Below are 26,544 nucleotides of genomic sequence, written 5' to 3' on the forward strand. Positions count from 1 at the left end.
TCCCCCACGCGGGCCGGCCGGCACGGGTGCGATGCACCGGGTCGGCGGCGCCCGGATGCAGCAAGAAGGGCGATGAGGTACCCCTCAGAAGGAGAGAGCACCATGTTCACACGGAGTGGAGGCCCCCCGTGATGACGCCGACCGTCGGTGCGGGCTTCCAGGGCGGACTCCAGAAGCCGCTTGGTCAGCTGCTGGAGGTAGCCCACCCTCGCCGGTCAGCTGCAGGCCCTCAGCCTGAGCGTGGCCGACCAACTCGTCGATGAGCCGGTCGTCCACCTTCTTCGCCGGCTGCGGCTCAGCGGCCTTGACGGGCTCGGCCTCGGTCACGTTGTCGCTGGTCATCGATGCAATTTCCTTGACCAGGAGTTACCCCGATCCCGGTCAGGGCGCCCTCCTTCTCGTCATGGAGCATGGTGTTCACGCTGTCCCAGTTCTCCGCGACCTGAATCCCGCCGTGGATCTCGCGGACCAGGCCAAGTAATCGCAGGCGAACGCCGTACGAACTGCGCGGTCGAGTTCTTCGAGAGCCGGTAGGTCGGGAGCTTGAATCCGCCGCGGGTGAGGCGCCGCAGGACCTGCTCTGCTTGCGCCGTCCCGAGCCGGAGCACGGTGGCGTACTTCAGTATCTGGTCGTACCGCTGCTCGATCAGGTCCCATCGGATCGGCCGCATCACAAACGTCACCCTGACAAGCCGAAGTCAGTAGGCCGCCGCCGTGTCCGCGCTTTGCGGTGACGTCACCAGTTGCGGGCGGTGCGGTGCAGATCGTCGAAGCTTGCGTGGAGGTGTTGCCCGAACGTGCGGTGCTGCGGATCGGCCAGCCACCGGGCTGCGGCACAGTGGTAAGCGGTGACGGAGGCGGCTGCGGTCAGCGTCGCATCAGGGTCGGGGACGCCCCGTGCGCGCAGCGCGTCGGCGATCGCAGCGGCAAGGGCCGCCAGTTTCGCCCATTCGCGCTCCCGAAGGTCAGGGTGTGCGTCGAGGATGTGCCTGCGGCGCTGTGCCGCGTTGCGACGCTGGTCGAGCCAGTCACTGCCAGCAGTGAAGACCGCGCGGATCGCGTCGAGCGCGGACTGCTCTCCGGGTGCCCTGCCGAGCGCGTCTCGTACCCCGGCGATGAACGAGTCCTGTCCGGGGAAAAGTACTTCACGCTTGTCCGCAAAGTGGTTGTAGAAGGTGCGCTCGGTCAGGCCTGCGCGCGTCGCGATCTCGGCCACGGTCGTGCGTTCGTAGCCGCGCTCGGTGAACAACTCGATCGCGGCTTCCTGCAGTCGTTCCGGCGTGCCGCCCGGCCATCGTGCCATGACACGGAGAGTAGGGACTACAGATCCTGCAATCAAGCTGTACAGTGATTGCAGAATCTGTAATCACTGGGATGCTGCGCGCGGCGATGCAGGCCGCGATGGTGGAGCCGACGGGCCTTGCGGCCCCGACCAGGCGAAGGAGCTCGTGATGAACGCTTGCGGGAAAAGGATGGGAGTGTTTCTGGGAGGCACGTTCGCACAGGACCCTGACCTGACCAACCTTGTGGACCGGGCTGTGGAACTCGCGCACGAGGTGGCCGACGCCGGGATGCGCACGGTGTGGTTCGGGCAGGCGACGGATTACGACGCGCCCCAGCTCGCCGCACTGGTGGGCCGGGCGGAACCCAGAATCTGCGTAGGCACCTCGGTCGTGCCGACGTACCCTCGCCACCCGCTGTTGCTCGCGGCGGCGGCGAAGACCGCACAAGCGGCTACCGCGGGGCGTTTCCGGCTCGGCGTCGGGCTCGGCGCGCGCACGGTACTGGAGCCGCAGTTCGGCCTGCCGTATCCGCCGCAGATCAAGCACCTGCGTGAGTACCTCGTCGCGCTGCGCCCGCTGCTGGACGGCGACGACGCTGCCTTCGTGGGGCAGACGCTGTCGTCACGCCCGGCCGGCCCGACGGCCGTGGCCGGGGCCGAGCCGCAAGTCCCGGTCCTGGTGGCCGCGATGGGGCCGCGGGCCCTCGCTGCGGCGGGAGAGCTGGCCGATGGAACGATTCCCTTCCTCGCCGGGCCCCGCACCCTGGCCGCACAGATCGTGCCGGCCATCACCGAAGCCGCCGCCGCGGCCGGGCGGCCGGCCCCGCAGATCGTGGTCGGCGTGCCCGCCGTGGTCACCGACGACGCCGCGGCCGCTCGCAGCCGCGTCTCGGCCGCCCTCGGCTTCTACGACAGCATCCCGTCCTACCAGAAAGTCATCGCGGCCGAAGGACTGTCCAGCGCGGCGGACCTGCTGATCGCCGGCGACGAGGACACCGTCACCGCCGGTCTGCGCCGCTACTTCGACGCCGGGGCCACTGAAATCATGATCACCCATACCGACCTCTTCGACGCCCTGGACCGCGCTCGCACCTGGGCCGTCGCCCGGAACCTGTGACCCGGGGCCACATCGTCCCCACCTCTCCCGCTGCGATCGCCGTACGGTCGCCGGCCACCAGCACACCGCGCCCGTGGGACGGCAAGGGCCCACCGACCAGGCTCCGCTTCGGGCCCGGACTGGCGGCAGTTCACTCGAGCATCGCCGACACGCGTTCCCCAAGGAGGCACAATGGCCAATGAGCTGAACCACATCATCGTCCACTGCCGTGACCGGCGGGAGTCCGCCGCGTTCCTGGCGAAGTTGTTGGCAGGACCGGCCCCGTGCGACTGGGGTCTGTTCACCCAAGTGGACACAGCGAACAACGTCGGCATCGACTTCGCCGACGCCTTGGTCCCGCCGGACCGCATCAACGAGAGCCACCTCGCATTTCTCGTGACCGACGACGAATTCGACGGCATCCTGGCGCGCCTGAAAGATCAGGCGATCACGTACTGGGCAGACCCGCAAAAGACCCAAGAGGGTGAGATAAACCATCTGTCCGGGGGACGGGGGGTCTATGCACTCGATCCCGGCGGCACGGTTCTGACCGAATTCATCACCGCCCCTTACCCCTACTGCTGACTGAGGGTTTCCACCATCCGTCAAGCCGCGGGAGTGACGAATGGAGCGATCTCAACAGTGCTCTGCTCGTCGGGCCGGCACCGCATGCTGGCGTCGGCAGGGCCAAGACGCCCCCTTCGGCGCGCGCCTGCGAGCGTCCGGTTGTCGCAGCACCCGGTCGACTGGACTCCGCCGCAGCTCCGACACACCCAGCACATGGCCGCCGCATCGGTCACTGGCGCAGGTGGCACGAAGACGACCACTACGTCCTCCGAAACGTCGCCGACCTCGCAGGAACGAGCCTGGCCACCGTGCGTCTCGCGCTGCTCACGTGCGGCTTCCCGCTGGGAACCTCCGCATTTCGGACCGGCCGTGAGAGCAGGAGAGTCCGACGGTGGGCAGACTGCCAAGGCACCAGTGAATCGCCGTGCCCGAGCCGGCGGCGGGCGTGTCACAGGAGGACAACGGTGCGTTCGCCGGGTGCGTCCTGGTGGGTCCAGGCCGCCTCGACCTGGTCGAGCGGGAAGGGGCGCGGGCGCACGGCCATGCTTCCCGCGGCGATCGCGGCGACGAGCTCGGTGAATTCCCGCTGCATGACGTCCATGGGGACCGCTCCGATGCCGCTGCCCAGGACGCGGAACGCGTTGGAGCGCATGGCGTGTCCGGACAGCGTGATGGAGTCGCCACCCATGCCGCCGATCTGCACCCAGTCGAGCAGACGGGTGTGCTGGGTACGCGCCTCGAGGACGGCACGCATGGCGATTTCGGTGGGCGACCCCCACACGTAGTCGAGGACCACGTCGACCTCCGCGGCGGATTCGGCGAGTGCGGCCGCGGTGGCGTCCTGGTCGGGGACGAGTTGCACGGTGGCGTCCGCGCCCTGGTCCAGGAGTTCGTCGAGGCGGGCGCGGTTGCGACCGGCGGCGATCACGCGATCGGCACCAAGATGCTTGGCGACCTTGACGGCCATCGATCCGGCGTTGCCGGTCGCGCCGTGCACGAGGACCGACTGCCCGGCCCGAAAGGGCACCCGGGTGCGCAGCGCGGCCCACGAAGACAGGGCCGGGTTCATGGTGGCGACCAGGAGCGCGGGATCGGCTCCGTCCGGGACGGGGATGGCGGTGGCCGGGTCGATGGCGATGCGCTCGGCCAGAGAGCCCGCGCCCATTGGCATGACGAACGCGAGGCTGCCGTCGGCCCGGCGGACTACGGCGTCGGCGCCGGCCAGGGCAGGCAGTGTCTTGGGGCTGGTGTAGTGCTCGCCCGCGGCGATTCCCTTGGTGGCACGGTGCACGCCGACAGCGAGGACGTCCACCACTTCCTGCCCCGGGGCGGCCTCGGGTGCGGGGATGGAGCGGAAGTGCGGCGGCTCGTCGAATGACTCCACAAGCGCGGCATTGATCATGGACATGCGCGTTTCCCTTGCTTGACACACGGACCGATAAGATACGCATTCGTTTCTTGTTGTCCATAGCGTACGGCTGCAAGTTAAGATACGCAAGCGGATCCAATTGCATGGCCAAAGCCCATGAAAAGCGACATACAGGGGTACCGGTGAGTGAGCAGCGTGGAGAGGGCACCCACACCCGGCGCAGGGGCGCCACCCTGGAGAACGCGATCACCGATGCCGCCTGGCACGTACTCGTCGAGCACGGCTACAACGGCTTCACCTACGAGGCCGTCGCAGCCTGCGCCGGAACCAGCAAACCGGTGCTCTACCGGCGCTGGCCGCAGCGCGAGGACCTCCTCATCGCCACACTCACCCGGTACTGGCGCCCCCTCGGCATCCCCGACACCGGCAGCCTGCGCCAAGACGCCCTCACCCTCCTACGTACGGTCAACGCCGAGCGGGCTCGCACGGTGATACTCCTGCGCATTCAACTGGCGGACTACTTCCGCGAGACCGGCACCACCTTCCAAGACCTGCGCAGCCGTCTCCACCCCACGGGCCGGCAGCCCCCCTTCGCGACGCTCGTCGACCGCGCCATCAAACGCGGCGAGCTCACGGATGTACCGCGACTTGACCGCGTGGTGAACCTGCCCTTCGACCTGGTGCGCCACGACATGCTGATGACCATGGGCGCAGTGCCGGACGAGACGATCGTCGAAATCGTGGACAAGGTGTGGCTCCCCCTGCTCGGCCTGTCACCCCCCGCCACGCACGCGGGACATCGAGCCCACACATGCGACTCGTCGTCCGGTTCGACAACTGAATGGGCCCAGGCACAAGAATTTTAGAAATTCGGCTGCTCGCCGACCCCGGCCCCAGCCCCTACCGCTCGTCGTCAATCTCCGTTGTGTATGCCTGGGGTGTTGAGGGCCGAACGGGTGTGAGTGAAAGTGTTCACCGGCCGATGGGTGGATCGGTTCGCTCGGCTGCTGAAATCAGCGCGGTGGCGAGGGGTTCGGGCGGGGCCGGCCGTGACGGCTTCCACTGGCCAAGCGGGTGCTGCTGGTGGGCGTGCGCTACCGCACGAACCTCACCACGCGGCAGTTTGCGTTCGCCCCGCCGTGAGGGGGCTGCGGCGGTCGCTCCTGTCCGGCGCCAGTGATGACCATGCCTCCGTAGCTGTGGCCCACGAGGATCACGTCGGCGAGTTCGTGGCGATCGATCAGGCCGACGATCTCGGCGATGTGGGTGCGCAGCCCGATGCCGGCTTCGGCGGGGCGAGCGAGGGGCACAGGCCGGTGTGGCCGGACGCTCGCAGTGCGGGGGCAACCCGCTCCCAGGTCCAGCCGCCGAGCCGCGAACCGTGTACGAGAACGAAGGTGGCCATCCCCCTCCGTTCCGGCCTTGGCCGCCCAGGCGGAGCGGATGTCCCGCGGTACCCGTTTCAGACGGTCTTCGGGGATCAGGAAGCCTCGTGGAAACCTCGGCGCATGGCCAGCAGTACGGTCTCGAGTCGTTCGGGCAGCAGCCAGACGAAGTTGTCCCCGCTGCGCCACAGGTCCATGAGGTTCACGGGCTCACTGCGGTCCGGCTCCTCCGGTCGTTTCGCGGGCGGGAGAACGTAGTACAGCGTGTCGCGTTTCTGCCGCCTGACCTGACCTTGCCCCCGGGGCCGGGCGCACCCCCATCGACGCCGGGGCCTCCCGGGGGCTCGCGTTCCAGTCGTGCGGCGAAGAACGGGGCCTCCCAGGCCCGGCGGACGAGTGCCGTTTCGAGATCCTGGTCCTCGTCCGTCGGGTGCGCCCTGGCGGGCTCGCCCCCTAGGTGCCGGAGTCGGCCGGTACGGCCCGGTCCTGGCTCTCCTGTCCGGGGAGCTCGGCAACCACCTTGACCTCCAGAAGGAACCCCGGTGCGAAGAGTGCGGACACGCCCACCAGCGTGCTCGCGGGTGCTTCCGCCACACCGGCCCGCAGCGGCCCGAAGATCGCGGGCAGCAGCTCCGGGGTGTAGTCGACGACGTAGACGGTGTCGTCGACGATGTCGTCACGGATGGCGCCGACCGCGGCGAGCGCGGCGTCGAGGTTACGGGCGACCTGTGCCGCCTGGGCCCCGTGGTCACCGAGCCCCACGGGCCGTCCTCGCTCATCCCGGGCGACCTGCCCGGAGAGATGCACGAGCCGCCTTCCGTCGACGGTGACGACCCGGGTGATCCGGTCGGACGGGTTGTGCACGGACGATGGACTGACGCGGGTCACCGACATGGTCAGCTCCTCGAGGAGGGCGTACCCGCCCAGGCGGTCAGCGCCTGGACCCGCTCGTCGCGGCGCGTGGCGTGGTCGGCGGTCCGGGTGGCCCACGCGACGTGCCCGTCGGGGCGTACGAGCACTTCGGCGACCCCGTCGAGATCGGCGTGCTCGTCGTACTTGTCGACGGACACCGCCGTGACCCGGGAGGCCCGTTCCGCGCCGACGGCCTCCCGCAGGGAGGGGTCCCTCGCCAGTGCGAGCAGAACGAAGCGGCCACGGGTGAGGAGTTCGTACACCCGTGTCGCCGTCGAACCGGCGGCGGTCAGCCCCACATCGGGCATACGACGCCCCACCAGCGGGTCGGCGCCCGGGTCCGCCGGCGGGTAGTGGGTGCCGAGCGCGGAGACCTGATCGGCGAGCCGGTGGTTGACCTCCGCCATGCCCAGCAGCTGGTCGAGAAGCGACCGCAGAGCCGCGGCTGGGCGCTGGTGCCCCGGAATCAGCGTCAGCTCCGCCAACAGCGTCTGCACCTCGGTGTTCTCGGTCACCGACTGCCCGACCGGTCGGCGCTCCGCGTCGTAACTGTCCAGCAGCCCGGGCGGGGCCCAGCCGTGCACCGCGGCGGCCAGTTTCCACCCCAGGTTCATGGCGTCCTGGAGCCCGGTGTTGAGACCCTGACCCGCCGCGGGGAAGTGGATGTGGGCGGCGTCGCCCGCCAGCAGGGTCCGTCCCGAGCGGTAGCTCTCCGCGAGTCGCGTGGCATTGCCGAAACGCGACAGCCAGTCGGGCTCGGCGACCCCGCAGTCGGAGCCGGTGATCCGGGTGAGCGACGTACGGAATTCCTCCAGGGTCACCGGCTCCCGGGACGGGACCCGCATCCGCTCCGGATCCAGGCAGACGAACCGGGTGAGCCCGCCCTCCAGCGGCGCGACGATCACGCCGTGGGCCCGAGCCGCATCAAGGGCACCGGGCCGCGGGTCGACGACCGCGAAGTCCCCGAGAATCCCCGTCAGGGTCTCGTCCGTGCCGGGGAAGCCGATTCCCGCGGTCCGCCGTACGAGGCTGCGCCCGCCGTCGCATCCGACCGTGTACAGGGCACGTATGGTCTCGGTGCCGCCGCCGGGAACGCGGGTCTCCACCTCAACCCCGTCGCCGTCCTGGCTCACGCCCAGGATCTCGTGTCCCCGGCTGATCTCCACCCCCAGCTCGTGTGCCCGCTCCTCGAGGATCGCCTCGGTGCGCGCCTGGGCCAGGAAGAGGGTGTAGCCGTGCCGGGAGTCGAGGGCACCGAAGTCCAGCTGGGTGGGCAACCCCGCGAAGTGCCAGCCCGGCACGGTCCGGCCGAGCGGGAGGAACCGGTCGAGCAGCCCCCGCTGGTCCATCAGTTCCACGCTGCGCGGGTGCAGGCTCAGCGCCCGCGAATGGCGCTGCGGTTCGGTGCGGCGCTCCAGAACCCGGGTCCGTACGCCCGCCAGTGCCAGCTCGCAGGCGAGCATCAGCCCGGTCGGGCCGGCGCCCACGACGATCACGTCGGTGTTCATCAGGATAGCCTCCTCTATTTAGTGAACATCGTTCACCTGAACGATGTTCACCATAATGGGGTCCATGAGCACACCGTCAAGCCCGGCCAGGGGCCGGCCCGCCCGGCTCAACCAGGCCCGCACCGTCCGGACCGCCCTCGACCTGCTGAACGAGTCCGGGCTCGACGCGCTGACCATGCGCAGGCTCGCCGACGCGATAGGTGTCCAGGCCGGTGCGCTGTACCGCTACTTCGCGACCAAACAGGACCTGCTCACCGCCATGGCCGAGCACATGGTCGCCGGCGTCGCCGCCGCCACCGGCCCGACCGGGGGCGGCGACTGGAGCGAGGCAGTGGCGCGCCTGGCCCGAGCACTGCGCACAGCCCTGCTCGCCCATCGCGACGGCGCCCGCGTCTACGCCGGTACACACTCGACCGGCCCGCACACCCTGGGCTTCGCCGACAGCCTCATCGGGGTGCTGCGTGCGGCGGGCTTCAGCGACGGTGAGGCGGCGCGGGCGCTGTACGCGGTGTCCCACTTCACCGTCGGCCACACCCTGGAGGAACAGGCCGCTCTCCGACCGGAGGAGGGGGGGTCCACCGACGCGGGGGCTCTGCGCGACGCGGTGGAGGAGGCAGGGACGTATCCGCACCTCGCCGCCACCCTGCCGGTCCTCACCAGTACGGACTTCACGGCACACTTCGAGTTCGGGCTGCGGCTGCTCCTGGACGGACTGCGTGCCGTCCGGCGGTGAGCCCGGCGGCGGTGCTCCCCGCCGCGGCCTCCCTGCGGGGCGCGAGCGTCGGGGCCGGCAGCTGCTCGTCCAGGAGCAGTTGCGGCTCCTACACGGTGGCAGGCCGATCGAACTGCGGAAAGGCGGCCCGCTCCTTCGAGGCGCGCGGTCGCAGCAGCCCCGACCTCAAGTCACCTCTCCCTACGTTGCCCCGCGGAACGTGGCGAGCGAGCCCTTCACATGGTTGACCTGCCCAGGAGTGCCGGGTACGACTGTCAATCCTCTGCCACTTTCGGCCTGCACCGATCGCCGGGCCCACCCTGACTCTGAACGCGATTGACGGCCATGGGGTCGTCCTGGATTCGGAGTGTCGGGCGGGCCGTCGGCGCGACCCCGCGGCCTTCGCCTCGACTATGCCGTACGTCTGTGGTTGAGCGAGGACCGGCTGCGGTTCGTGCGGAGCCAACCGCTGGCGCTGCCGGCGGTCCTGCTGCCGCTGCTGCGGCCGTTCAGGCTGCTCAAGCCGATGTCGATGCTGCTGCTCGCGGGGCAGCGGGCGCGGACGGCCTCGCAGGACAGGGCGACGACGTACGTCGCGGGGTCGTGTCTCGGGCTGCTGGTGTTCGGGGCGTCCGCGGGAGGACGGCGTTGCGCTGGGCACGTTGGTCGTCCCGGCCGCCAGAAACCGGGCCGAGGCCAGTCCGTCTCCGCCGCGCCAGGGCGGAAGGGGAACATGTGGACCGGGTAGGGTGGCCGCCGTCCCGGGTCCAGTCGGTCCGGCGGCGCTTTCTCATCCGCCGTTGACGGGTGGTCGCCCACGTACAGGAAGGAAGCAGGTGGCAGGACGTTTCGTGGCGGCACGGCACGCTCTGTTCACCGCGCACCCTGCTCGCACGGTTGTCATGGCCTTCGCCGCCGTGGTCGTGATCGGGACGGTGCTGCTCGCCCTCCCGCTCGCCTCGGAGGCGGACACGTCGACCGACTTCGTCACCGCCCTCTTCACGGCCACGTCCGCCGTCTGCGTGACGGGGTTGGCGGTCGTGGACACGGGGACGTACTGGAGCGACTTCGGTGAAGGCGCGATCCTCGCGCTGATCCAGCTCGGTGGTTTCGGGATCATGACCATGGCGTCCCTGCTCGCCTTGCTGGTGTCCGGGAAGCTGCGCCTCAAGTTGCAGCTCACCGCCCAGGCGGAGACGAAGAGCCTGGGCATCGGAGATGTGCGGCGGGTCCTGCTGGGAGTGGCCGGCACCACCTTCGCCGTCGAGGCCGCTGTCGGTGCCGCTCTTTCCCTGCGCCTTCGCTACGGCTACGGCTTCTCCATCCGCGACGCGATGCACCACGGCTACTTCCACGCCATCTCCGCGTTCAACAACGCGGGCTTCGGACTGCGCGGGGACAGCCTCACGCGATACGCCGACGACCCGTGGATCACGCTGCCGATCGCCGCGGCCGTGATTCTGGGCGGTATCGGCTTCCCCGTACTGCTGGAGCTGTTGCGTCGCCGCAACCGTCACCGCACGACCGGCCGGCGCAACTGGACGCTGCACACCAGGCTGACCCTCATCACGACGGCGGCCCTGCTGGTCACGGGCACGGTGCTGACCTGTTTGCTGGAGTGGAGCAACTCCGCAACGCTCGGAAACCACTCCGTGCCGGACAAGGTCCTCAACGGGTTCTTCCACTCGGCCATGTCTCGCACCGCAGGTTTCAATTCCATCGACATCGGTGCCATGGAGCCGGCGACGCTACTGATGACCTGCGTCCTGATGTTCATCGGCGGCGGCAGCGCCGGCACCGCGGGCGGCATCAAGGTCACCACCTTCGCCGTGCTCCTCGTCGCCATCACCGCCGAGGTGCGCGGCGAACCCCACTCCTCCGTCCTAGGACGCCGACTCGCTCCGCACGTACTGCGTCAGGCATTGACGGTCGCCCTCATGGGGGTCGCTCTGGCCATGACGGCCACACTCGCCCTGCTGAGCATGACATCGCTGCCCTTCGAGGGTGTGCTCTTCGAGGCCGTCTCCGCCTTCGGCACCGTGGGCCTGTCGACCGGCATCACCGCCGACTTCCCCCAGGCCGGACAGCTGATCCTCGTCCTGCTGATGTTTGTCGGCCGGCTCGGACCCATCACCCTGGTCTCGGCGCTGGCACTGCGTGAACGCACCCGCCGCTACGAACTGCCCGAGGAGCGACCCGTCATTGGCTAACCCACTCCGCGTCCTGCGCCGCCGCAAACGTCCCGCCGCCCGGCTCCACCGCACCAGGGACCAGCGGGTCGCCGTCATCGGCCTGGGCCGCTTCGGCAGCTCTCTCGCCAGCGAGTTGATGCGCAGGGACTGGGACGTCCTCGGTATCGACACGGACGCCCGGCTGGTCCAGAAGCACAGTGACACCCTGACCCACTCGGCAGTCGCGGACTGCACGGATCCGGAAGTCCTGCACCAACTCGGTGTCCACGACTTCACCAGCGCCGTCGTCGGCATCGGAACCGACATGGAGGCCAGCATCCTGGTCGGCTCCAACCTGCTGGACGCGGGAGTACCCAACATCTGGGCCAAGGCCGTCAGCCGCCAGCACGGCCAGATCCTCGAACGCCTCGGCATCCACCACGTGGTCCTCCCCGAGCACGACATGGGCGAACGCGTCGCCCATCTGGTGACGGGCCGCATGCTCGACTTCATCGAGTTCGACGACGACTACGCCCTGGTCAAGACCGTCGCCCCGCAGGTGGCCACCGGGGTGCCGCTCGGACGGAGCCAGGTTCGCACCACGTACGGCGTCACCGTGGTCGGCATCAAACGCCCCGGCGAGGACTTCACCTACGCCACCGCCGACACCGTCGTCCAGGCCGGTGACGTCATCGTGGTCACCGGAAAGACCCGAGCCGTGGAGACCTTCGCCGACCTCAGCTGAACGAAAGACGGGAGACCACCTGTGCCACGAACTGCGGGTGAGGCCTCTTCCGGACGGGCCGCACCCACAGGCAGGCCCGTCCGTCGGCGGCCCCGCACTCACCCGGGGGACACCACCACTCACCCGGAGGACACCACTCCCCCGTCTCATCGACTCATGGGCCGCATCGCCTCTGACAGCCCCCAGGCGGCGGCGCCGCCTCCCCGCCACTCGACGAGGGGAGTGCGGTCCAGCTCCTCGGCCTCCAGCTCGACACCGTGCCGACGTGCCAACAGGATGACGTCCTGGACGCCGTGTGCCACGCCGACGACCCTGCCCTGAAGCGACATGGCACGGCCCTCCATGAAGGTGGGAGCGTGAACGACGATGGGGGCAGTCCTGCCGCGTTCCACACCTGGTGGCTCCGGGCACGGCCAAGGGCTGCCTCCAGTCCGGAGATCACGCGTGGCGCGCTGCGCGTGGCCGGGACTCACGACCTGATCCTTCGCCTGTCCGTGTGCGAGCATCCAGCGGTCTCCCCTGTCAGCGCCGGTAGTGGTGAGCCCGGGGGATCACCCGCCGGCTCCCCCTCGCACCTGCCCCTCTGATGCTGCCGGACTCCGTCATGGGAGGTCCATGGATGAAGTAGTGCACATTCAGCAGCTGTTCGCTGCCGGAGTCCGGCAACGAACGGGGTGCGGTGAGCTGTCGCACCTCGCCCCGGCCGTCGCTCAGGACGGCTGGCCGGTGGTGAATGCAAGACACGGTACGGCGCCGTCATTCCCAACCGAGAGGGGACGACTCGGTGACGGCGGACGGAGCGAGGGGCTCTGCGCCCGCCGTGTTGAAGGCGGTCAGGGCATCGACAAGCGCCAGTCGCTGTTGCGCGCTCAGACGTTCGACGATGAGGGCGATCTCCGTTCGCCGCCGGGCGGTGACCTCCTCGACCGTGCGACGCCCCTCCGTCGTGAGGCGCAGCAGGGTCTCCCGGCGGTTGTCCGGGTTGACCTGTCGGTCCGCAAGGCCGGCTGCGATCAGCCGGTCGACCATGCGCATGGCCGTCGAGGGGGCGACGTGGAGGAGGCCGGCGAGGGCGACGAGTTTGGTGGCGCCCCGGCTGGACAGGACAACCAGCATCCGGAACTGCGGCAGTGTGACCCGGTCCTCGACGGCTGACAGGGAACGGGCGGAGACCGCCACCAGCACCCGGGAGGCGGTCAGCACCTCCCGCGTGACCGCGTCGACGTCCTCCATGGTCCTCTCTCGGGACTCGCGCTCCACCATGGGTCCTTTCTACCCTGGACTCATCATTTAGACTGTGCAAAATTTTGCCTGCCGAAGTAACAGTCGGCGGCTCTCCGGCCCATCCGTCCGGGGGTCACCACCCACCCCGTGGAAGGCGAGCATGACACCTGACGCAACGGACCCCGCCAGACCCCGCGTTCCCACCGGCTGGCGCCGGCTGGTCGCTCGCGCACCCATCCTCCTGTTCCGGGCCGGCCTGGGACCGCTGCTCGGCAGACGGTTCCTGCTCCTGCACCACGTGGGCCGGGTCAGCGGACGCGACCGCCGGGTGGTTCTCGAAGTCGTGGCATACGAAGCGCCGTACCGCTGCTGGACCGTCGCCTCCGGCTTCGGCCCGCGCTCAGACTGGTACCGCAACCTACGTGCCCAGCCGAAGACGGTCGTGCAGTTCGGCAACCGCCACCACGCCGTCACCGCCCGCTTCCTCACCCCCGGCGAAGGCGCCGCCATCATGGCGCACTACGGCCGAGAGCACCCCCGCACCGCCCGCCGCCTGTGCGCGTACCTGGGGCTGCCCGCCGACGGCACCGAGCCGACGTTGCGCGAAGCCGGGCGCGCGATCCCCTTCGTCCGGCTCGAGGCGGACACCAATCCGCCGGACGCGCCGCCCCGGCCGTGACTCGTCGACACCTCGGAAGTGAGTAGAAGTGCCGAAGCCCACCCCCGCATCGATATGGACACGATTCCTCGCCGACAGTGAAGAAGCCATCGCCCGTTCCGCGCCGAGAGAGCCATCGGCTCGGGAGAGGGCTGGACGCCTGGACGCGAACGACCACCTCGGCGATGCGTGGTCCCGCGAAGACGCACTGACCGAACCCGCATGGCGCCGTCTCGACACCTGCGGACGCATGCGCCGCCTCGGGCGCATCCTGGCGGGCGCGGCCGCGCTCGCCGTTCTCCTGGGGCTCTTCTCCTGCCTTCCCGAAGAGCCTCCCGGCCTGCCCGGGGAGCCCGAGGACACCTCGCCGCTCCAGACGTCCAGTGCCATCGTCGAGTCCTCGACTCCCCTCGCCCCTTCCGGCAGTTGAAGGACGCCACCCAGGACGCCACCCAGGACAGCCCGAAGAGCGGCACACGGATGCCGTCCACCTGAATCCGGGACCTCCACAGCCCGACGTGGTGGCCGGGCTGCGGGGAATGCGCTGTCGAGTGGAAGGCACGGAGAGCACGCAACTGTCTCTGTAGGCGGGACTGCCGGGCTCCCCGCCCACGCGTGACCGGCAACGACCGACAGTGGTCTGGCCCGCCCTACGGTCGCCCGAGGACGGCGCCGAACGACTCGGCATGGACGTGCTGTGCCCTGGCCGTGACCGGGCGAGGGCGGAGAAGTGACCGCCACGTCCTCAGCGGAGGAGCGGCCCGGTAGTGAGGGGGAGCACTGCGCCTCCGGCCAGGCCGAGGACGAGGGAGATCACGCCGCCGGTGTAGGCGGTGGCGGCGGTCCAGCGGCCTTGGACGGTCTGTGTGCTCAGGGGTGCCGGAGCGGTGGCGGCGAAAAGGGGGGCGAGCCAGCGCAGGTAGTAGAAGAGGGAGGCGACGGTGTTGGCGATGGCGAGGGCGGCGAGCCAGGTGTAGTCACCGTCGACTGCCGCGCTGAAGATCTCCAGCTTTCCGAGGAAGACGCCGGTGGGCGGGGTGCCCACCAGGCCGAGGAGGCACACGACGAGGACTGCGGCGAGGCCGGGGTGACGGTGGGCGAGACCGCGGTAGTCCTGGAGGGTACGGGCGTGGGGCAGTTCGGTGACGACGGCGAAGGCCCCGAGGTTGGTGGCGGCGTAGGCGGCCAGGTAGAACAGCAGGCTCTTTTGCGCGAGGTCGCTGCGCGTGGCGACGGCCAGGGCCATGAGGAGGTAGCCGACCTGGCTGATGGCGGAGTAGGCGAGCAGACGCTTCACGGAGGTCTGGAAGAACGCGGCGAGGTTGCCCAGGGTCATGGTGATCGCGGCGAGGACGGCCAGCAGAAGGGGCCAGTTGACGTCGGTGCCGGGCAGTGCCTGGTGCAGGAGGCGGTATCCGGCGATCAGGCCGCCGACTTTTGGCAGGGTGGTGACGTAGGCGGCGACGGGGGTGGGAGCGCCCTCGGTGACATCGGGCACCCAGTAGTGGGCCGGGACGGCTCCGATCTTGAACAGGACGCCGACCAGCACGCCGACGAGTCCCACGGCGGTGAGGCCGTAAGAGGCCGCGGGCAGGCCGGCGTTGAGCTCGCGGTAGAGCGTGGCGTGGCCGGCGCCGTACAGGAGGGCGGTACCGGCCAGCATGGTGGTGCCGAGCAGGGCGCCCATCAGGTAGTACTTCAGGGCGGCTTCGGTACCGGTGACGTCCTTGGCGAAGCCGGCGAGTGCGTAGGCGGGGATACTGGCCAGCAGGTAGGCGGCGAACAGCATCAGCAGGTCGTTGGCGCCGGTCAGGACGAGAGTGCCGGCGCCGGTCATGAGAAGCAGCACCCAGTACTCGGTCTCTCGATGGTGACCGCGGACGGATTCGACGGACATGCCGATGATCAGCAGCAGGGCTGTCAGGACGGTGAGGCGGCCCATGTGGGTGGCGGCGTCAATGGCGAAGGCGTCGGAGAAGACGGTCTGTTCACGGTCGGTGGCCATGGTGACGGCGGTGGCCACCAGGCCCGCCGCGCAAGCGGCGGCTGCCAGCAACGCGATGATCCACTGGCGGCGGCGCGGCAGCCATGAACCGGCGAGCAGGCCGATGACCGCGACGCCGAGCAGGGTCGTTTCGGGAAGGAGGGCGGTCAGGTTCTCGTTCACCGTGCCACCAGCCCGGTCACGGTGCGGCCGGCCGGTTCGATGACGTCCAGCAGCCAGCGCGGCGCGACGCCGATGAGCAGGGCCACGGCCATCAGGGTCACGGTCGGCACCGCCTCGCTGCCGCGCAGGTCGGTGATGCCGCCGGGGCGAATGGTCTGCGGCAGGCGCGGGTGGCCGAGAAACATGGTGCGCACAGCGCGCAGGAAAAGAGCGGCGGTGATGAGGATGCCGGTCACGGCGATGGCGGTGGCGGTTGTCTGGGAGGCGAGGGAGCCGGTGAAGATCTGGAATTCGGCGATGAAGCCGGAGAACCCGGGGATGCCGAGGCTGGCGAACGCGGCGACGACCGTCAGGCCGGCAAGGCGCGGGGTGTGCGCGGCGAGCCCGGAGTAGGCGTTCATGGCGTAGGTCTGTCCGCGGTCGTAGAGCACTCCGGCGAGCAGGAACAGCGCGCCGGTGATCAGGCCGTGGCTGACCATCTGGGTGACCGCACCGGTCACCGCAAGGGAGCGGGCCTGGGCATCGCTGCCTGCGAGGGTTCCGGCGGCTCCGACGGCGAGGATGATGTAGCCCATGTGGTTGACCGACGTGTAGGCGATCATGCGCTTGAAGTCGGTCTGGCCCAGGGCCACCAGCGCCCCGTAGACGACGGAGAGCGCGCCGATGACGACGATGACCAGGGCGTAGTGGCGCCAGGACCCCGGCAGCAGGGGCATGGCGATGCGGACGAACCCGTAGGTGCCCATCTTCAGCAGGATTCCGGCGAGGATCGCCGAGCCGGCGGCGGGAGCGTCGGTGTGAGCCGGGGGCAGCCAGGTGTGGAAGGGCACCGTGGGCGTCTTGACCGCGAGGCCGACGCCGATGGCCAGCAGCACCAGGCCGGCGTACGGGCCGCGCCCTGCCAGGGGGTTGGCGCGGGTCAGGTCGGTGATGTCGAAGGTGTGCGGGCTGGCGGCCAGGTAGACGCCGATGAAGCCGAGCAGCAGGGCGAGGGAGCCGATGAAGGTGTAGAGGAAGAACTTCAGTGCCGCTGCCCGGGCGCGTTCGCCGTGTCCCCAGCCGGCGATGACGAAGAACATGCCCACGATGGACAGGTCGAAGAAGACGAAGAAGAGGATCAGGTCCAGGGCGACGAACAGTCCCAGGCTGACAGTCTGCAGGAAGAGGAACAGGCAGACGTAGGAGCGCACGCGTGCGGTCTGGCGCAGCGAGTACACGGCGACGGCCAGGAACAGCAGGCAGCTCAGGGCCACCAGAGGCAGGGACAGCCCGTCGACGCCCACGTGGTAGCCGACGCCGGCGCTGGGAATCCAGCGCATCCGCTGCTGGTACTGCATGCCTCCCCCGGCGTCGAAGCCCGTCCAAAGGGCGATGACCAGGGCGAGGTCGACGGCAGCGGCGGCGATCCACGCCCAGACGTACATCCGGTCCGGCAGGGTGCGCGGCAACAGCAGCAACACCGCGCACACCAGCAGCGGCAGGAAGGTGACGACACTCAGCACAGGGATTTACCTCACCAACAGCACGATCAGGATCAGCACCGCGAAGCCGACGGCGGCTTGGGCGTAGTACTGGTGCAGCAGCCCCGTCTGCGGGCGTCGCGCCCACTGGCCCAGCCCCCGGGCGCCGGACGCGACCGCGCGGACGGCGGCGTCGATGCCGCCGTCGTCGACACGGCGGGCGAGCCGCCCCACGGCCAGGCCACCGCGGGCAGCCTGCCGCACGGAGCCGTCGACGACCTGGTCGTCGAAGACGGCCAGCGCCCGCGCCAGCGCCAGAACGGGCCGCACCACGAGGACCTGCGCAACCCGCTCCAGGAGCAGCCACTGCCGCACCCACCCCCTTGCCGCACGAGAGACCGGCGCCGGGCGGGCGGACCACCGCCAGGCCATGCCTGCGGCGATGAGCACCACGCCGGCGGACAGCCCCAGCTCCCACGCCGCGGGGCTCGGCTCCGCAGGAGTGCCGACCAGCTGCTTCGTCCAGGACGCCGGGCCGGGCAGCGCGAGCACACCCAGCACTGCCCCAGCCGCCGCCAGCACCCACAAGGGCACCACAGCCGCGCGTGAGACGCGGCGCGTGCCGTGCCGCTCGGTGTCGTGACCGGCTTCGGCCCCCTGGGGCAGGGGGCGGGTGACATACCACAGGGCCTTGACGCTGTAGACCGCCGCCACGGCCGCGGCGGCCAGTCCGACGGCGTACAGTCCGGTGCTCTCGGCGCGGGCTGCGGCGAGGACTTCGTCCTTGGCGGCCCACAGCGACAGCGGCGGCAGCCCGGCCAGCGTCAGAGCGCCGGCGGTGAAGGCGGCGCCGACCAGTGGGTAGCGGCGGACGGCGCCGCGCAGGGCGGGCAGCTGCTTGGTGCCCAGTGCGGTCAGCCATGCTCCGGCGGCCAGGAAGAGACCCGACTTGGTGGCGGCGTGCGCGACCAGCTGGGTGACGCCGCCCGCCACGCCGCCGCTTCCGGCGGCCAGGACCATGTAGCCGATCTGCGCGGAGGTGGAGGCCGCGAGCAGCTGTTTCACGTCGCGCTGGGCGACGGCGACGACGCCCAGGGCCAGGGCGGTCAGTGCGCCGGTCCAGGCCACCAGCGGGCCCGCCCAGGCGGTGGCGGCCAGCAGCGGGTGCAGCCGCAGCAGCAGGTAGGCGCCGGCCGCGACCATGGTGGCCGAGTGAAGCAGCGCCGAAACCGGGCTGGGGCCCTGCATGGCACGCGACAGCCAGAAGGAGAAGGGCAATTGAGCGGACTTGCCCAGCGCCGCTGCCACGACTCCGGCCGTGACCAGTTGCAGCCACGGGGAACTCGCCCCGGGCAGAGCGTCCAGGCGCAGGGAGCCGATGCCGCCCGCGAGCGCGGCCCCGGCCGCGAGGTACAGGCCGAGGTCGGCGGTGCGCGTGGTGAGGAAGGCGACGTCCGCCGCACGTGCCCGCTCGGGCTGCTGCCACCAGTAGCCGATCAGCGCCCAGCTGGTCGCGCCCATGGCCTCCCAGGCCATCAGCAGCAGCGGCAGCGTGGTCGCCGAGACGGTGACGAGCATGGCCCCGGCGAACAGCAGCATCAGGCCGAAGAACCGGCCCCGGTTCTCGTCCGGGCCGAACTCCGCGGCAGCGAACAGCAGTACGCCGAGAGTGACGGCGGCGACGGTGACCACCATGACCGCGGACAGACCGTCCACCGCCAGCCCTGCCCGCGTCCCGGTGAGCAGAGGCGCACTCGCCTCGGGGCGTGCGAACGCGGCGGCCACCGCCAGGCCCATCGTCACCAGGGCCGCTCCCACGCCGAGTGCCGGAGCCAGGCGGTTGACTCCTCGGCCCGCCGAGCCGAGGAAGGTCCCGGCGCCCAGAGGAACGGCGATCAGCAGCCACAGCAGCGCGCTCACCCCTTCAGCTCCTCGGCCATGTCGGTCATGTCGACCTGCCGGGCCCGGTAGATCGCCGTGGTGACGGCGAAGCCCATGGCCATCTCCACCGCCATCGCCACCACCGCCGCCACGACCACCACCTGGCCACTCGCCGCGGCCGGGGCGAGGAAGTGCCAGAAGTCCGCGGCGGCCGCGATCACACCGCCGATCATCAACTCGATCCCCATCATGATCATGACGATGGACTGCTGGGACAGCGCGCCGAACAGACCGATACAGAACAGGCCCGCAGCCAGTACCAGGATCAGCTCGAAGGTCATCGGCCCACTCCTCCGCCGGCCGGGTCGTTCGCGGGCCGCTGATCGAGGTCGTCGCCGAAGCGGTCGTAACGGCCCCGGTGGGTGGCCAGCACGGTGGCGCCGACCATGGTGGCCAGCAGCACGAACCCGAGGATGACCATGGTCAGCATCTGGCCGCCCATCAGCGACATCCCGACCTGACGGGTGGTGTCCTTCGGCCGGACACCCGTCCGCTCGGGCCAGGACACCATGAAGATTCCTGCGACCAGGGCGGCGAACGCCACGGCGCTGATGGCCAGGGAGCCTCGCTTGTTGTGCAGCATCGACATCGGCATCAGACCTGCCGGGTTCATCATGTAGGCGATCATGAACACGGCCATGATCACCATCTCCATGACCATCATCAGCACGATCACCACACCCAGATACGGCAGCCCCAGCACGGTCACCACGCCTCCGACGCAGCACAGGGACGCCAGCAGGCAGAAGGTGACGCGCGCCATCGAGTTCAGAGTGAACACCAGCACACCGCCCGTCAGGGCGAGCACGCCCAGCACGGCCAGCAGCACGAGTCCCGTCGTACTCATGACGGCCTCCCTTCGCTCGTCATCAGTTCAGGTCGACCAGGGCCGGGACCAGGACCTGCGCGATCGTCAGTGGGATGAGCACCACCCAGGCCAGCTCCACATACCGGTCCGCGCGGACCACCGGCAGCCTGCGCACCGCCACCACCAGCACGGCCAGCACCAGCAGCGTCTTGACCAGCGACCACGCCCACGGCGGCAGGCCCGGGCCGGCGCCCCCACCGAGGAACAGCGGCACCGCCATCGCCGCCCCCGCCGCCAGCCACAGCCACCGCCCGGCCTCCAGCAGCAGCCGGTCCGCGCCCGAGGCTTCGCTCAGCACGCCGCCGGCAAGGTCACGGCCCGCCGGGTAGGCGAACGGGCCCAGGAAGCTGAAGGCCAGGACACCGGCCAGGTAGACGAGGAAGGCGACCGGCATCCACACCGCGTACCACAGGCCGTGCTGGGCGGCGGCGATGTCACCCACCCGCAGCGACTGCGCCCCGGTGGCGGCCGAGATCAGCGCGAACATCAACGGCAGCTCATAGGCCAGCCCCTGGGCCAGGAACCGGTAGCCGCCGATCAGGGAGAACGCCGCGTTGGGCCCCCACCCGGCCAGCCACAGACCGCCCCAGGTCAGCACCTCCATGGCGTTGAACCACACCACCCCGACCGACACATCGGCCACCACGGTGTTGCCGAACGGGATCACCAGCGTGGACAGCACCGCGGCCACCGGCACGATGACCACCCCAGTACGCCACAGCAGCACGTCCGGGGCGGGCAGGCGGCGCGGCTGCGCCAGCAGCGCCCGCGGCACGCCGAGAAACGGCCGCACCGCGGCCGCGGAACCGAGCGGCCGACCGGCCTCACGGGCCTCCAGCACCGCGTTGCCCGCTACCGCCAACGCGGCCAGAGCGAGCAGCATCGCCGGTGCGGCCAGCACTGTCCACCACGCGCCGACCTCACCCACGGGCAGTCACCTCCCCTGTGCTTGCGGCGAGTTCGTCCAGATCCGGGTCGAGGCTGGCCACGATGAGACGGGCCGCGGCCAGCTCGGCTCCTCTCAGCAGACGCGGCAGCAACGCGATCAGCGCGGCCGACGGCGGAGCGTCGCTGTTCCAGTCGCCGCGCGGACTCTCGTCCAACGCTGGTCGAAGCGGAGAGGAGTCATCCAGCCGCCCCACATCGCTGCGGATGTCGATGAGCCACTGCCGGTACCGAGCGGTCACGTCCCCGCCGGCCCGCGCCGCCGGTCCGCTCACCCCGGCCGCTCGCGCGTCCTCGTTGCGCACGCTGCCGATTCCGCGGGTCAGCCAGTCCAGAGTCCGTGACCGGCCGACGCGGCGGGTGAAGCGGCCAAGCGGGGACGCGACCGCCGCACCGGGGGCTCCGTCGAGCAGGTCGTCGCGCAGCCGCCGCGCCACGGTCGCCTCGGCGGGCCAGCCGGCCACCGACAGCAGCCGGGCCAGACTGTCCAGACGGGCAGCCGCCCGCCGCCGGGCCGCCTCGCCCGTCCTCACCGGGTCCCCGCGAGCCGCACGCAGCCACGGCTCCACCCAGAAGGGGGCGGCCGACCCGGCGGTGGGCGTGGGCAGATCTGTGACGTCAGCCTCCTGGATGACGTCGCCCTGCACGATCAGATTGACGGCAAGGCCGGTCGGCCAGTCGGCCAGCAACGGCCCCAGCGGCACGTGCAGACGATCGAGCGTCAAACCGTCACGGTCCTCGCCCTGCTCGGCCATCGGCAGCCCGCCCGGCATCTCCATCTCACCGCCACCGTGACTGCCGTGCCCTCCATGGCCGCCGTCTTCCTCGTGGATCCCGTGACCCCCCTCCTTCCCGGCACCCTCGTCGTCGTGGCCGCCGTGCCCGTCGGCGTCCTCGCCGTGCTCACGGGTGTCCTCGTGCTGGGCTTCTTCGTCGTGGTGGTGAGCGCCACCGGAAGACTCCTGGTGGTGCGGGCGGCCGTCGTCGGGCGGGGCCGTTTCGGCGGACGCTTCGCACTGGCTGTGCTGCTCGGCCGAAGAGCCGAGCTGGGTCCGTCCGGCCTCCATCGCGGCGGCGACATCGTCGGCCTCGTCCGCGTGCACGCGGGCGCGGGGCGCGGGCATGTCCTGCCAGAGCCGGTTGACCGCCGCCCGCAGGCGCGAGCTGTCCTGGCCGACGACAAGCAGCAGGTCCGCCCCGGCCGGGGTGCCGGCCAAAGGCCAGTCCCGCAGCCGCGCCAAGCGCTCTGCTTGAAGCCGTGCAGCCGTGCCTCCCGGCAGAGTGGCCAGCAGTACGTGGGGCCGCGCGGCCGAGGCACGCAGGGCGAGACCGGTCAGGTCCATCGCAGAGCGCCCTCCCGCCAGGCATGGAGGACCCCGGCGAGCAGGATCGCCAGGAAGACGAACATCTCGATCACCGCGCTGGGCCCCATCGCCGAGATCACCCGCGTCCACGGGTACATGAAGACCATCTCCATGTCGAAGGCCAGGAACAGCATCGTGACGGTGTACCAGCGCACGTGGAAACGGCTCACCGCGTGCTCGACCGGCTCCAGTCCCGACGCGAAGGGAGCCGCTGCCGCCGGATCGGAGGACAGCCGCGCCGCCCAGCTCGCCGCGTAAACACCGGCGACGGCCAGCAGGGCCACGCCCAGCAGCGACAGAACTGCCGTCATGCCGTCCATCATCGCCTCACAGTCCTGACAGGTGACCGGTGGCCGTGCCCGGTCCCGCCGGGGCGCAACACCGGCGGCTGCCTCGTCGTGGGGCGGCGATCTGCGTAGCCATCTGCGCGCTTCTCCTCCTGGTGTCGTCCGGTGCCGTCGTCGCGTACCCCAGGGGGGCATGTGTAATCCAGGCGGTCAACCGGCGTCCCTGTGCAGGATTCCGTCATCGGTTCCGGGAGGAGGCGGGGCGCGCCGCGACGGAGGGAAGTTTCCCCGCACGGGACCGGGCGCGCGGCGGCACCCTGCCAGGCCTTGCCGGACGGTGCGTCAGTGCGCGGGCGGATCCGCCATGGTGCCAGTGACCTGTTGTTGATCGCGAGAGTAAGCACCCTGCTGTTCCCGGCAATGAGGAAGGGCTGAGCCATGCGCGAGACAGCGAGACCGTAGAGCCTCACCACGGTGTCCAAAGGCGGCCGACCGGATCGGTTCTCTGCAGGTGCGGCCCGCACGGCGATGCGAGGGCGGTACGACGATGCGTGGGCAGCCGAGCGCACAGAGGGGAAACGCAGCGGCCCGGCGACCGCCTGCCGGCACACCGCTCATGTCCGCTCCGCGGTGAACAGAGCCGCGCACGCCTTCCCGTCGTCGCCGGTGATCAGCAGCACCTCGTCGCCCGTCCGCAGGCGCGTGGAACCACTCACGGGGACGACCCGCCCCTCCCGGACGACCATGCTGATCCAAGCGTCCTCGCCGATGTCCAGCCCGTCGACCGTACTGTCCTCGGCCGGCGATCCTTCTTCCACCAGATGACGGGCCACGCCCTCCGGCCGGTCCCGCAGTCGCACCCCCAGCGCCCACGGCTCCAGGTCCACCGACTGCATGGGCACCCGGCACCAGCGGGCGACCGCGGGCACCAGGGAGCCCTGCACGACGACGGAGAAGACCACGACGACGAACACCACGTCGTACAGTCGGTCGGCGTCCCCGACGCCGGAACTCACGAGGTAGCTGCCGAGGAGAACCGGCACGGCACCCTTGAGCCCGGTGAAGGCGAGGAACGTTTTCTCCCCACGGCTGAGATCCATGGGCCACAGCAGTGCGGTCAGCACCAGTGGCCGTATCACCAAGGCGAGCAGGACCGCCAGCACGACGCCGTCCGTCCATGCCCCCTCCATGGTGAAGGTCCACAGCGGCACGGTCAGGCCCAGCAGAGCGAACGCCACGACCTCGCCCAGGCTTCCCAACGCCGTGTGAAAGCGTTCGATCTCCTTCTTGTAGGGAGCACGGACGTCACCCAGCAGAACGCCGGCCACGAAGACGGCCAGAAAGCCGGAACCGTGCGCCACCGTCGTCAGCCCGTACACCGCGAACGCACCGGCGAGTGTGCGCAGCGGATACAGACCCTCGGCCGGCAACGGCACCTTCCGCATAAGGAGCTTCAGACCCCAGCCGCCCGCCACTCCGAGTGCGGCACCGATGGCCATCTCCTCCACGAACAGCAGCGCCGTGTGCCCGGCCGTCTCAAGTGCCGACCCTGACGAGGCACCCAGCAACCCGGCCATCAGGGCGATGCCCACCGGGTCGTTGGCACCCGACTCCCCGGGCAGCAGCACGCCGGTACGACCGGTGATCTTCCGCCGGCCCAGGACGGAGAAGACGACCGCCGGGTCCGTGGGCGCGAGTGCCGTGCCCAGGAGGAGGGCGGTACGCCAGTCGAGCCCGAGCAGGAGGTGCGCGCCGACGGCGAGCAGACCGGCGGTGGCGAACGTACCGAGCACGCCGATCGACAGGATCGCCCGCGCCTCCGGGCAAAAACGCCGCCACCCGATGTCCATACCGCCCTGGAAGAGCAGGACCACCAAGGCGATGGTGACGACGTCCTGCACCGTCGTCGTCGGCAGTTCCCGCAGGGCCGGGAAGACATCCACGGCGACGGCGGCGACGACCAGGAAGAACGCAGGGGCCGGGATGCGGGTGCGTTCACTCAGCCGGTTGGATCCCAACGCCGCCAGCCCGGCCAGTGCCACGAACAGAATGGCCAGACCGAAGGACCATGTGCCCTCCACCTTTAAAGGATCCCCCTCCACGGGTCGAGCCGATGCCGGCCTCGGTCGCAGGCCCGTGCACCGGCCGGCACCGCCCCCGCCTCGGTGGGCGCACCAGCGACTGCCGACGACGGCTGCGCCCAGCGGGTCGGGGGCGCCGGGCACGCCCGTGCGGCAGCCTGCTCGGAAGACCGGCTGGGCGCGGGCACCGGGCCCGGCCCCGCCCGCACCACCGTGACTTCGGAACCGGCCGACAGTCGGGCGGTGTCGAACCCGTGCTCCGGCAGGAGCGGGACGCGGTTACGGCCCGACACGGGACGCGGGATGTCCGGGAAGCGGCCGCGGACCAGGTCGGTGGTCGGCCCCGCGATACACCCTCCAACGTCGCCCCTGGCAGACATGTCCCTCACTTCGCCGGTTGTCGTTGAGTGGCACAAGGCGCTGCATGGGTATCCCCGGCACGACGGACACAAACAGGCGGACACGGCCTGCGGCCGATCCGCCGCCTGCTGAGGCTCCGTCAACTCGCCTTCGGCCGGTCTCCTACGGCGGCGGACCAGCAACAGCGCGGCGTCGTCGTGCGGCGGCCCGACAACGTGCTCCGAGAGATCCTCTCGCAGCGCTTCCAGGGCATGGTGCACATCGGGGTCGTTGAGCAGACAGGCCCGGTCGGCAAGTGGGTGGAAGGCGTCGCTCTCGTCACGTGCCTCGGTGACACGCCGATCCATACCGACCAGGTGGTATGCACCGCTCCGATCGTCGCCTACTCTCGCTGTCAGCTACACCCGAGGCTTCGCCACGTCCTGCGCCCGACAACGACAAGGAGACGGCCATGGCTGTCGATCCCGACAAGGCAGTCCTCCAGGAGTTGGCTCGCCGGAACCCCGGTGAGCCCTTCGTCATGCTCAACCTGCTGCGCTTCGCAGCCGACGGGCGCGCGTCGTACGAGGAGTACTCACGTCGGGCGGCGGCCTTTCTGCGACAGTACGGGGGCGAGCTGCTCTACGCCGGAGACGGGAACGAGGCACTGGTCGCCGAAGAAGGTCAGGCATGGGACGCCGTACTTCTCGTGCGCTATCCGAGCCGGGAGGCGTTCAGCCGCATGGTGACCGATCCCGGGTACCGGGAGATCTCCCGTCTCAGGTCCCGCGCACTCGCCGAGGCCGTGCTCCAGCCGACCACCCCGTGGACGCGGCGAGCGGGGTGACGGGGGCCGCGGCCACGGCAGCGCCGCGACGGCAGGCATGCCCTGGGCGCCGGGGCGGGGGCCGGGACGCCGGTCTTCCGGTCGGCGACGGTTGCCTGTCGGCGATCACCGCGGCCGCCTCGTGATGAGCGGCCCTCACGTCCGGCGAGACTCCAAGGCGTCGTCTCCTGGGACCATGCGACCCCGGGGTGCGGTTGTCGGCGCGCGGTCGGCGGGAGGCACCCGCAGGCTTCTTTCGCTCCTCCTGTTCGCCGCCGGGAGCCGGCTCGTCCTCGGGCCGCCCGTGCCGAGGTGACCCCAGACGCCTGCTGCTCGTCCATCCCAGCGCCCTGCTGCACTACGGGACCTTCCTGCGGCTGGAGCCCTTCGGCCTGGAGCGGGTGGCCGGAGCCGCCCTGGCGGCGGGCCACGAGGGGCGGGGCGCGGATCTCCACGGGCCTACACCCCCCCCGGGCACACCCGCGCACCCCGCCGCCGACCGACGGAAAGGAACGGTACCTGCGAGCCTGCCCCCTTGACGCTCTTGCATAATGCAAAAGTGAGGAAGGGGAAGCTGTGAGCGTCATACGCAGTGAGGGACGGGCCAGACGCCCGGTCTCGGACGTCCGGGGCTCGA

General features: G+C 70.4%; 26 protein-coding genes and 1 pseudogene. 10 read left to right on the top strand and 17 right to left on the bottom strand.

Annotated elements, in window-relative coordinates:
• Positions 1 to 401: 401 nt before the first annotated feature.
• Positions 402 to 671, bottom strand: a complete 270-nt coding sequence (locus AB0P07_RS35805; RefSeq protein WP_365558428.1) for a Tn3 family transposase — start codon at positions 669 to 671, stop codon at positions 402 to 404.
• Between the two features lie 65 nt (positions 672 to 736).
• A complete protein-coding gene (locus AB0P07_RS35810) occupies positions 737 to 1,303 on the bottom strand; it encodes a helix-turn-helix domain-containing protein (protein ID WP_365558372.1) in 567 nt (188 codons plus the stop codon).
• A 169-nt stretch (positions 1,304 to 1,472) separates the two neighbouring features.
• On the opposite strand from AB0P07_RS35810, the gene AB0P07_RS35815 reads away from it, so the two are divergent.
• Positions 1,473 to 2,399, top strand: coding sequence for a TIGR03564 family F420-dependent LLM class oxidoreductase (locus AB0P07_RS35815; RefSeq protein WP_365558430.1), 927 nt, complete (start codon positions 1,473 to 1,475; stop codon positions 2,397 to 2,399).
• Between the two features lie 171 nt (positions 2,400 to 2,570).
• Entirely contained in the window at positions 2,571 to 2,963 is a 393-nt protein-coding gene (locus AB0P07_RS35820) for a VOC family protein (RefSeq protein ID WP_365558376.1), read from the top strand.
• Positions 2,964 to 3,393: 430 nt separating this feature from the next.
• On the opposite strand, the gene AB0P07_RS35825 is transcribed toward AB0P07_RS35820, so the two are convergent.
• On the bottom strand, positions 3,394 to 4,353 hold the full coding sequence (locus AB0P07_RS35825) for a zinc-binding alcohol dehydrogenase family protein (RefSeq protein ID WP_365558378.1): 960 nt from the start codon (positions 4,351 to 4,353) through the stop codon (positions 3,394 to 3,396).
• 143 nt (positions 4,354 to 4,496) lie between these two features.
• Between AB0P07_RS35825 and AB0P07_RS35830 the strand changes: the two genes are divergently transcribed.
• Positions 4,497 to 5,180, top strand: a complete 684-nt coding sequence (locus AB0P07_RS35830; protein WP_365558380.1) for a TetR/AcrR family transcriptional regulator — start codon at positions 4,497 to 4,499, stop codon at positions 5,178 to 5,180.
• Between the two features lie 96 nt (positions 5,181 to 5,276).
• Positions 5,277 to 5,436: pseudogene (locus AB0P07_RS35835) on the top strand (IS5/IS1182 family transposase); the annotation flags it as partial.
• Here AB0P07_RS35835 and AB0P07_RS35840 read toward each other — a convergent pair.
• From AB0P07_RS35840 to AB0P07_RS35850, 3 genes are all read right to left on the bottom strand, one after another.
• On the bottom strand, positions 5,409 to 5,624 hold the full coding sequence (locus AB0P07_RS35840; protein WP_365558436.1) for an alpha/beta hydrolase: 216 nt from the start codon (positions 5,622 to 5,624) through the stop codon (positions 5,409 to 5,411). The pseudogene AB0P07_RS35835 and the gene AB0P07_RS35840 sit on opposite strands and share 28 nt — an antisense overlap.
• Before the next feature lie 528 nt (positions 5,625 to 6,152).
• A complete protein-coding gene (locus AB0P07_RS35845) occupies positions 6,153 to 6,593 on the bottom strand; it encodes a RidA family protein (protein ID WP_365558382.1) in 441 nt (146 codons plus the stop codon).
• 2 nt (positions 6,594 to 6,595) lie between these two features.
• A complete protein-coding gene (locus tag AB0P07_RS35850; protein ID WP_365558385.1) occupies positions 6,596 to 8,119 on the bottom strand; it encodes a monooxygenase in 1,524 nt (507 codons plus the stop codon).
• A 64-nt stretch (positions 8,120 to 8,183) separates the two neighbouring features.
• Here AB0P07_RS35850 and AB0P07_RS35855 point away from each other — a divergent pair, with 64 nt between their 5' ends.
• From AB0P07_RS35855 to AB0P07_RS35865, 3 genes are all read left to right on the top strand, one after another.
• Positions 8,184 to 8,852 carry a TetR/AcrR family transcriptional regulator gene (locus AB0P07_RS35855; RefSeq protein ID WP_365558387.1) on the top strand — a complete coding sequence of 223 codons (669 nt, stop codon included), beginning with the start codon at positions 8,184 to 8,186 and terminating at the stop codon, positions 8,850 to 8,852.
• An 815-nt stretch (positions 8,853 to 9,667) separates the two neighbouring features.
• The gene (locus tag AB0P07_RS35860) at positions 9,668 to 11,041 is read left to right on the top strand and encodes a potassium transporter TrkG (protein WP_365558390.1); all 1,374 of its coding nucleotides are present in this window, start codon (positions 9,668 to 9,670) and stop codon (positions 11,039 to 11,041) included.
• Positions 11,034 to 11,747: a TrkA family potassium uptake protein gene (locus tag AB0P07_RS35865; RefSeq protein ID WP_365558392.1), complete on the top strand. Its 714-nt coding sequence runs from the start codon at positions 11,034 to 11,036 to the stop codon at positions 11,745 to 11,747. Before AB0P07_RS35860 ends, AB0P07_RS35865 begins: the two co-directional genes overlap by 8 nt.
• A gap of 146 nt (positions 11,748 to 11,893) precedes the next feature.
• On the opposite strand, the gene AB0P07_RS35870 is transcribed toward AB0P07_RS35865, so the two are convergent.
• Positions 11,894 to 12,076: a hypothetical protein gene (locus AB0P07_RS35870; protein ID WP_365558394.1), complete on the bottom strand. Its 183-nt coding sequence runs from the start codon at positions 12,074 to 12,076 to the stop codon at positions 11,894 to 11,896.
• A 427-nt stretch (positions 12,077 to 12,503) separates the two neighbouring features.
• Positions 12,504 to 13,010 carry a MarR family transcriptional regulator gene (locus tag AB0P07_RS35875; RefSeq protein ID WP_365558396.1) on the bottom strand — a complete coding sequence of 169 codons (507 nt, stop codon included), beginning with the start codon at positions 13,008 to 13,010 and terminating at the stop codon, positions 12,504 to 12,506.
• Between the two features lie 121 nt (positions 13,011 to 13,131).
• On the opposite strand from AB0P07_RS35875, the gene AB0P07_RS35880 reads away from it, so the two are divergent.
• Together AB0P07_RS35880 and AB0P07_RS35885 are read left to right on the top strand one after the other, a co-directional pair.
• The gene (locus AB0P07_RS35880; protein ID WP_365558398.1) at positions 13,132 to 13,650 is read left to right on the top strand and encodes a nitroreductase family deazaflavin-dependent oxidoreductase; all 519 of its coding nucleotides are present in this window, start codon (positions 13,132 to 13,134) and stop codon (positions 13,648 to 13,650) included.
• A gap of 229 nt (positions 13,651 to 13,879) precedes the next feature.
• On the top strand, positions 13,880 to 14,059 hold the full coding sequence (locus AB0P07_RS35885) for a hypothetical protein (RefSeq protein ID WP_365558401.1): 180 nt from the start codon (positions 13,880 to 13,882) through the stop codon (positions 14,057 to 14,059).
• A gap of 315 nt (positions 14,060 to 14,374) precedes the next feature.
• Here AB0P07_RS35885 and AB0P07_RS35890 read toward each other — a convergent pair whose 3' ends face one another.
• From AB0P07_RS35890 to AB0P07_RS35930, 9 genes are all read right to left on the bottom strand, one after another.
• Complete coding sequence (locus AB0P07_RS35890) at positions 14,375 to 15,796, bottom strand: NADH-quinone oxidoreductase subunit N (RefSeq protein ID WP_365558404.1); 1,422 nt, start codon at positions 15,794 to 15,796, stop codon at positions 14,375 to 14,377.
• On the bottom strand, positions 15,793 to 17,298 hold the full coding sequence (locus tag AB0P07_RS35895; protein WP_365558406.1) for an NADH-quinone oxidoreductase subunit M: 1,506 nt from the start codon (positions 17,296 to 17,298) through the stop codon (positions 15,793 to 15,795). Before AB0P07_RS35895 ends, AB0P07_RS35890 begins: the two co-directional genes overlap by 4 nt.
• A gap of 6 nt (positions 17,299 to 17,304) precedes the next feature.
• Positions 17,305 to 19,176 carry a proton-conducting transporter membrane subunit gene (locus AB0P07_RS35900; protein ID WP_365558409.1) on the bottom strand — a complete coding sequence of 624 codons (1,872 nt, stop codon included), beginning with the start codon at positions 19,174 to 19,176 and terminating at the stop codon, positions 17,305 to 17,307.
• Positions 19,173 to 19,478, bottom strand: coding sequence for an NADH-quinone oxidoreductase subunit K (locus tag AB0P07_RS35905; RefSeq protein ID WP_365558411.1), 306 nt, complete (start codon positions 19,476 to 19,478; stop codon positions 19,173 to 19,175). Before AB0P07_RS35905 ends, AB0P07_RS35900 begins: the two co-directional genes overlap by 4 nt.
• On the bottom strand, positions 19,475 to 20,044 hold the full coding sequence (locus AB0P07_RS35910; protein ID WP_365558414.1) for an NADH-quinone oxidoreductase subunit J: 570 nt from the start codon (positions 20,042 to 20,044) through the stop codon (positions 19,475 to 19,477). Before AB0P07_RS35910 ends, AB0P07_RS35905 begins: the two co-directional genes overlap by 4 nt.
• A gap of 22 nt (positions 20,045 to 20,066) precedes the next feature.
• A complete protein-coding gene (locus tag AB0P07_RS35915; protein WP_365558417.1) occupies positions 20,067 to 20,993 on the bottom strand; it encodes an NADH-quinone oxidoreductase subunit H in 927 nt (308 codons plus the stop codon).
• The gene (locus AB0P07_RS35920; protein ID WP_365558420.1) at positions 20,986 to 22,353 is read right to left on the bottom strand and encodes a hypothetical protein; all 1,368 of its coding nucleotides are present in this window, start codon (positions 22,351 to 22,353) and stop codon (positions 20,986 to 20,988) included. Before AB0P07_RS35920 ends, AB0P07_RS35915 begins: the two co-directional genes overlap by 8 nt.
• Positions 22,344 to 22,694, bottom strand: coding sequence for an NADH-quinone oxidoreductase subunit A (locus AB0P07_RS35925; protein WP_365558433.1), 351 nt, complete (start codon positions 22,692 to 22,694; stop codon positions 22,344 to 22,346). The genes AB0P07_RS35920 and AB0P07_RS35925 overlap by 10 nt, the downstream gene beginning before the upstream one ends.
• A 581-nt stretch (positions 22,695 to 23,275) precedes the next feature.
• A complete protein-coding gene (locus tag AB0P07_RS35930; RefSeq protein ID WP_365558422.1) occupies positions 23,276 to 24,742 on the bottom strand; it encodes a cation:proton antiporter in 1,467 nt (488 codons plus the stop codon).
• Positions 24,743 to 25,553: 811 nt separating this feature from the next.
• Between AB0P07_RS35930 and AB0P07_RS35935 the strand changes: the two genes are divergently transcribed.
• Positions 25,554 to 25,928: a DUF1330 domain-containing protein gene (locus AB0P07_RS35935; protein WP_365558425.1), complete on the top strand. Its 375-nt coding sequence runs from the start codon at positions 25,554 to 25,556 to the stop codon at positions 25,926 to 25,928.
• Positions 25,929 to 26,544: the final 616 nt, after the last annotated feature.

The organism is Streptomyces sp. NPDC085944, from assembly GCF_040686295.1.
GTDB lineage: Bacteria > Actinomycetota > Actinomycetes > Streptomycetales > Streptomycetaceae > Streptomyces > Streptomyces salinarius.

Bases quoted from the DNA above. Each gene is read 5' to 3' on its own strand.
- AB0P07_RS35805 (WP_365558428.1), bottom strand. From the start codon at position 671: ATGCGGCCGATCCGATGGGACCTGATCGAGCAGCGGTACGACCAGATA.
- AB0P07_RS35810 (WP_365558372.1), bottom strand. From the start codon at position 1,303: ATGGCACGATGGCCGGGCGGCACGCCGGAACGACTGCAGGAAGCCGCG.
- AB0P07_RS35815 (WP_365558430.1), top strand. From the start codon at position 1,473: ATGGGAGTGTTTCTGGGAGGCACGTTCGCACAGGACCCTGACCTGACC.
- AB0P07_RS35820 (WP_365558376.1), top strand. From the start codon at position 2,571: ATGGCCAATGAGCTGAACCACATCATCGTCCACTGCCGTGACCGGCGG.
- AB0P07_RS35825 (WP_365558378.1), bottom strand. From the start codon at position 4,353: ATGTCCATGATCAATGCCGCGCTTGTGGAGTCATTCGACGAGCCGCCG.
- AB0P07_RS35845 (WP_365558382.1), bottom strand. From the start codon at position 6,593: ATGTCGGTGACCCGCGTCAGTCCATCGTCCGTGCACAACCCGTCCGAC.
- AB0P07_RS35850 (WP_365558385.1), bottom strand. From the start codon at position 8,119: ATGAACACCGACGTGATCGTCGTGGGCGCCGGCCCGACCGGGCTGATG.
- AB0P07_RS35855 (WP_365558387.1), top strand. From the start codon at position 8,184: ATGAGCACACCGTCAAGCCCGGCCAGGGGCCGGCCCGCCCGGCTCAAC.
- AB0P07_RS35870 (WP_365558394.1), bottom strand. From the start codon at position 12,076: ATGTCGCTTCAGGGCAGGGTCGTCGGCGTGGCACACGGCGTCCAGGAC.
- AB0P07_RS35875 (WP_365558396.1), bottom strand. From the start codon at position 13,010: ATGGTGGAGCGCGAGTCCCGAGAGAGGACCATGGAGGACGTCGACGCG.
- AB0P07_RS35880 (WP_365558398.1), top strand. From the start codon at position 13,132: ATGACACCTGACGCAACGGACCCCGCCAGACCCCGCGTTCCCACCGGC.
- AB0P07_RS35885 (WP_365558401.1), top strand. From the start codon at position 13,880: ATGCGCCGCCTCGGGCGCATCCTGGCGGGCGCGGCCGCGCTCGCCGTT.
- AB0P07_RS35905 (WP_365558411.1), bottom strand. From the start codon at position 19,478: ATGACCTTCGAGCTGATCCTGGTACTGGCTGCGGGCCTGTTCTGTATC.
- AB0P07_RS35910 (WP_365558414.1), bottom strand. From the start codon at position 20,044: ATGAGTACGACGGGACTCGTGCTGCTGGCCGTGCTGGGCGTGCTCGCC.
- AB0P07_RS35920 (WP_365558420.1), bottom strand. From the start codon at position 22,353: ATGGACCTGACCGGTCTCGCCCTGCGTGCCTCGGCCGCGCGGCCCCAC.
- AB0P07_RS35925 (WP_365558433.1), bottom strand. From the start codon at position 22,694: ATGGACGGCATGACGGCAGTTCTGTCGCTGCTGGGCGTGGCCCTGCTG.
- AB0P07_RS35935 (WP_365558425.1), top strand. From the start codon at position 25,554: ATGGCTGTCGATCCCGACAAGGCAGTCCTCCAGGAGTTGGCTCGCCGG.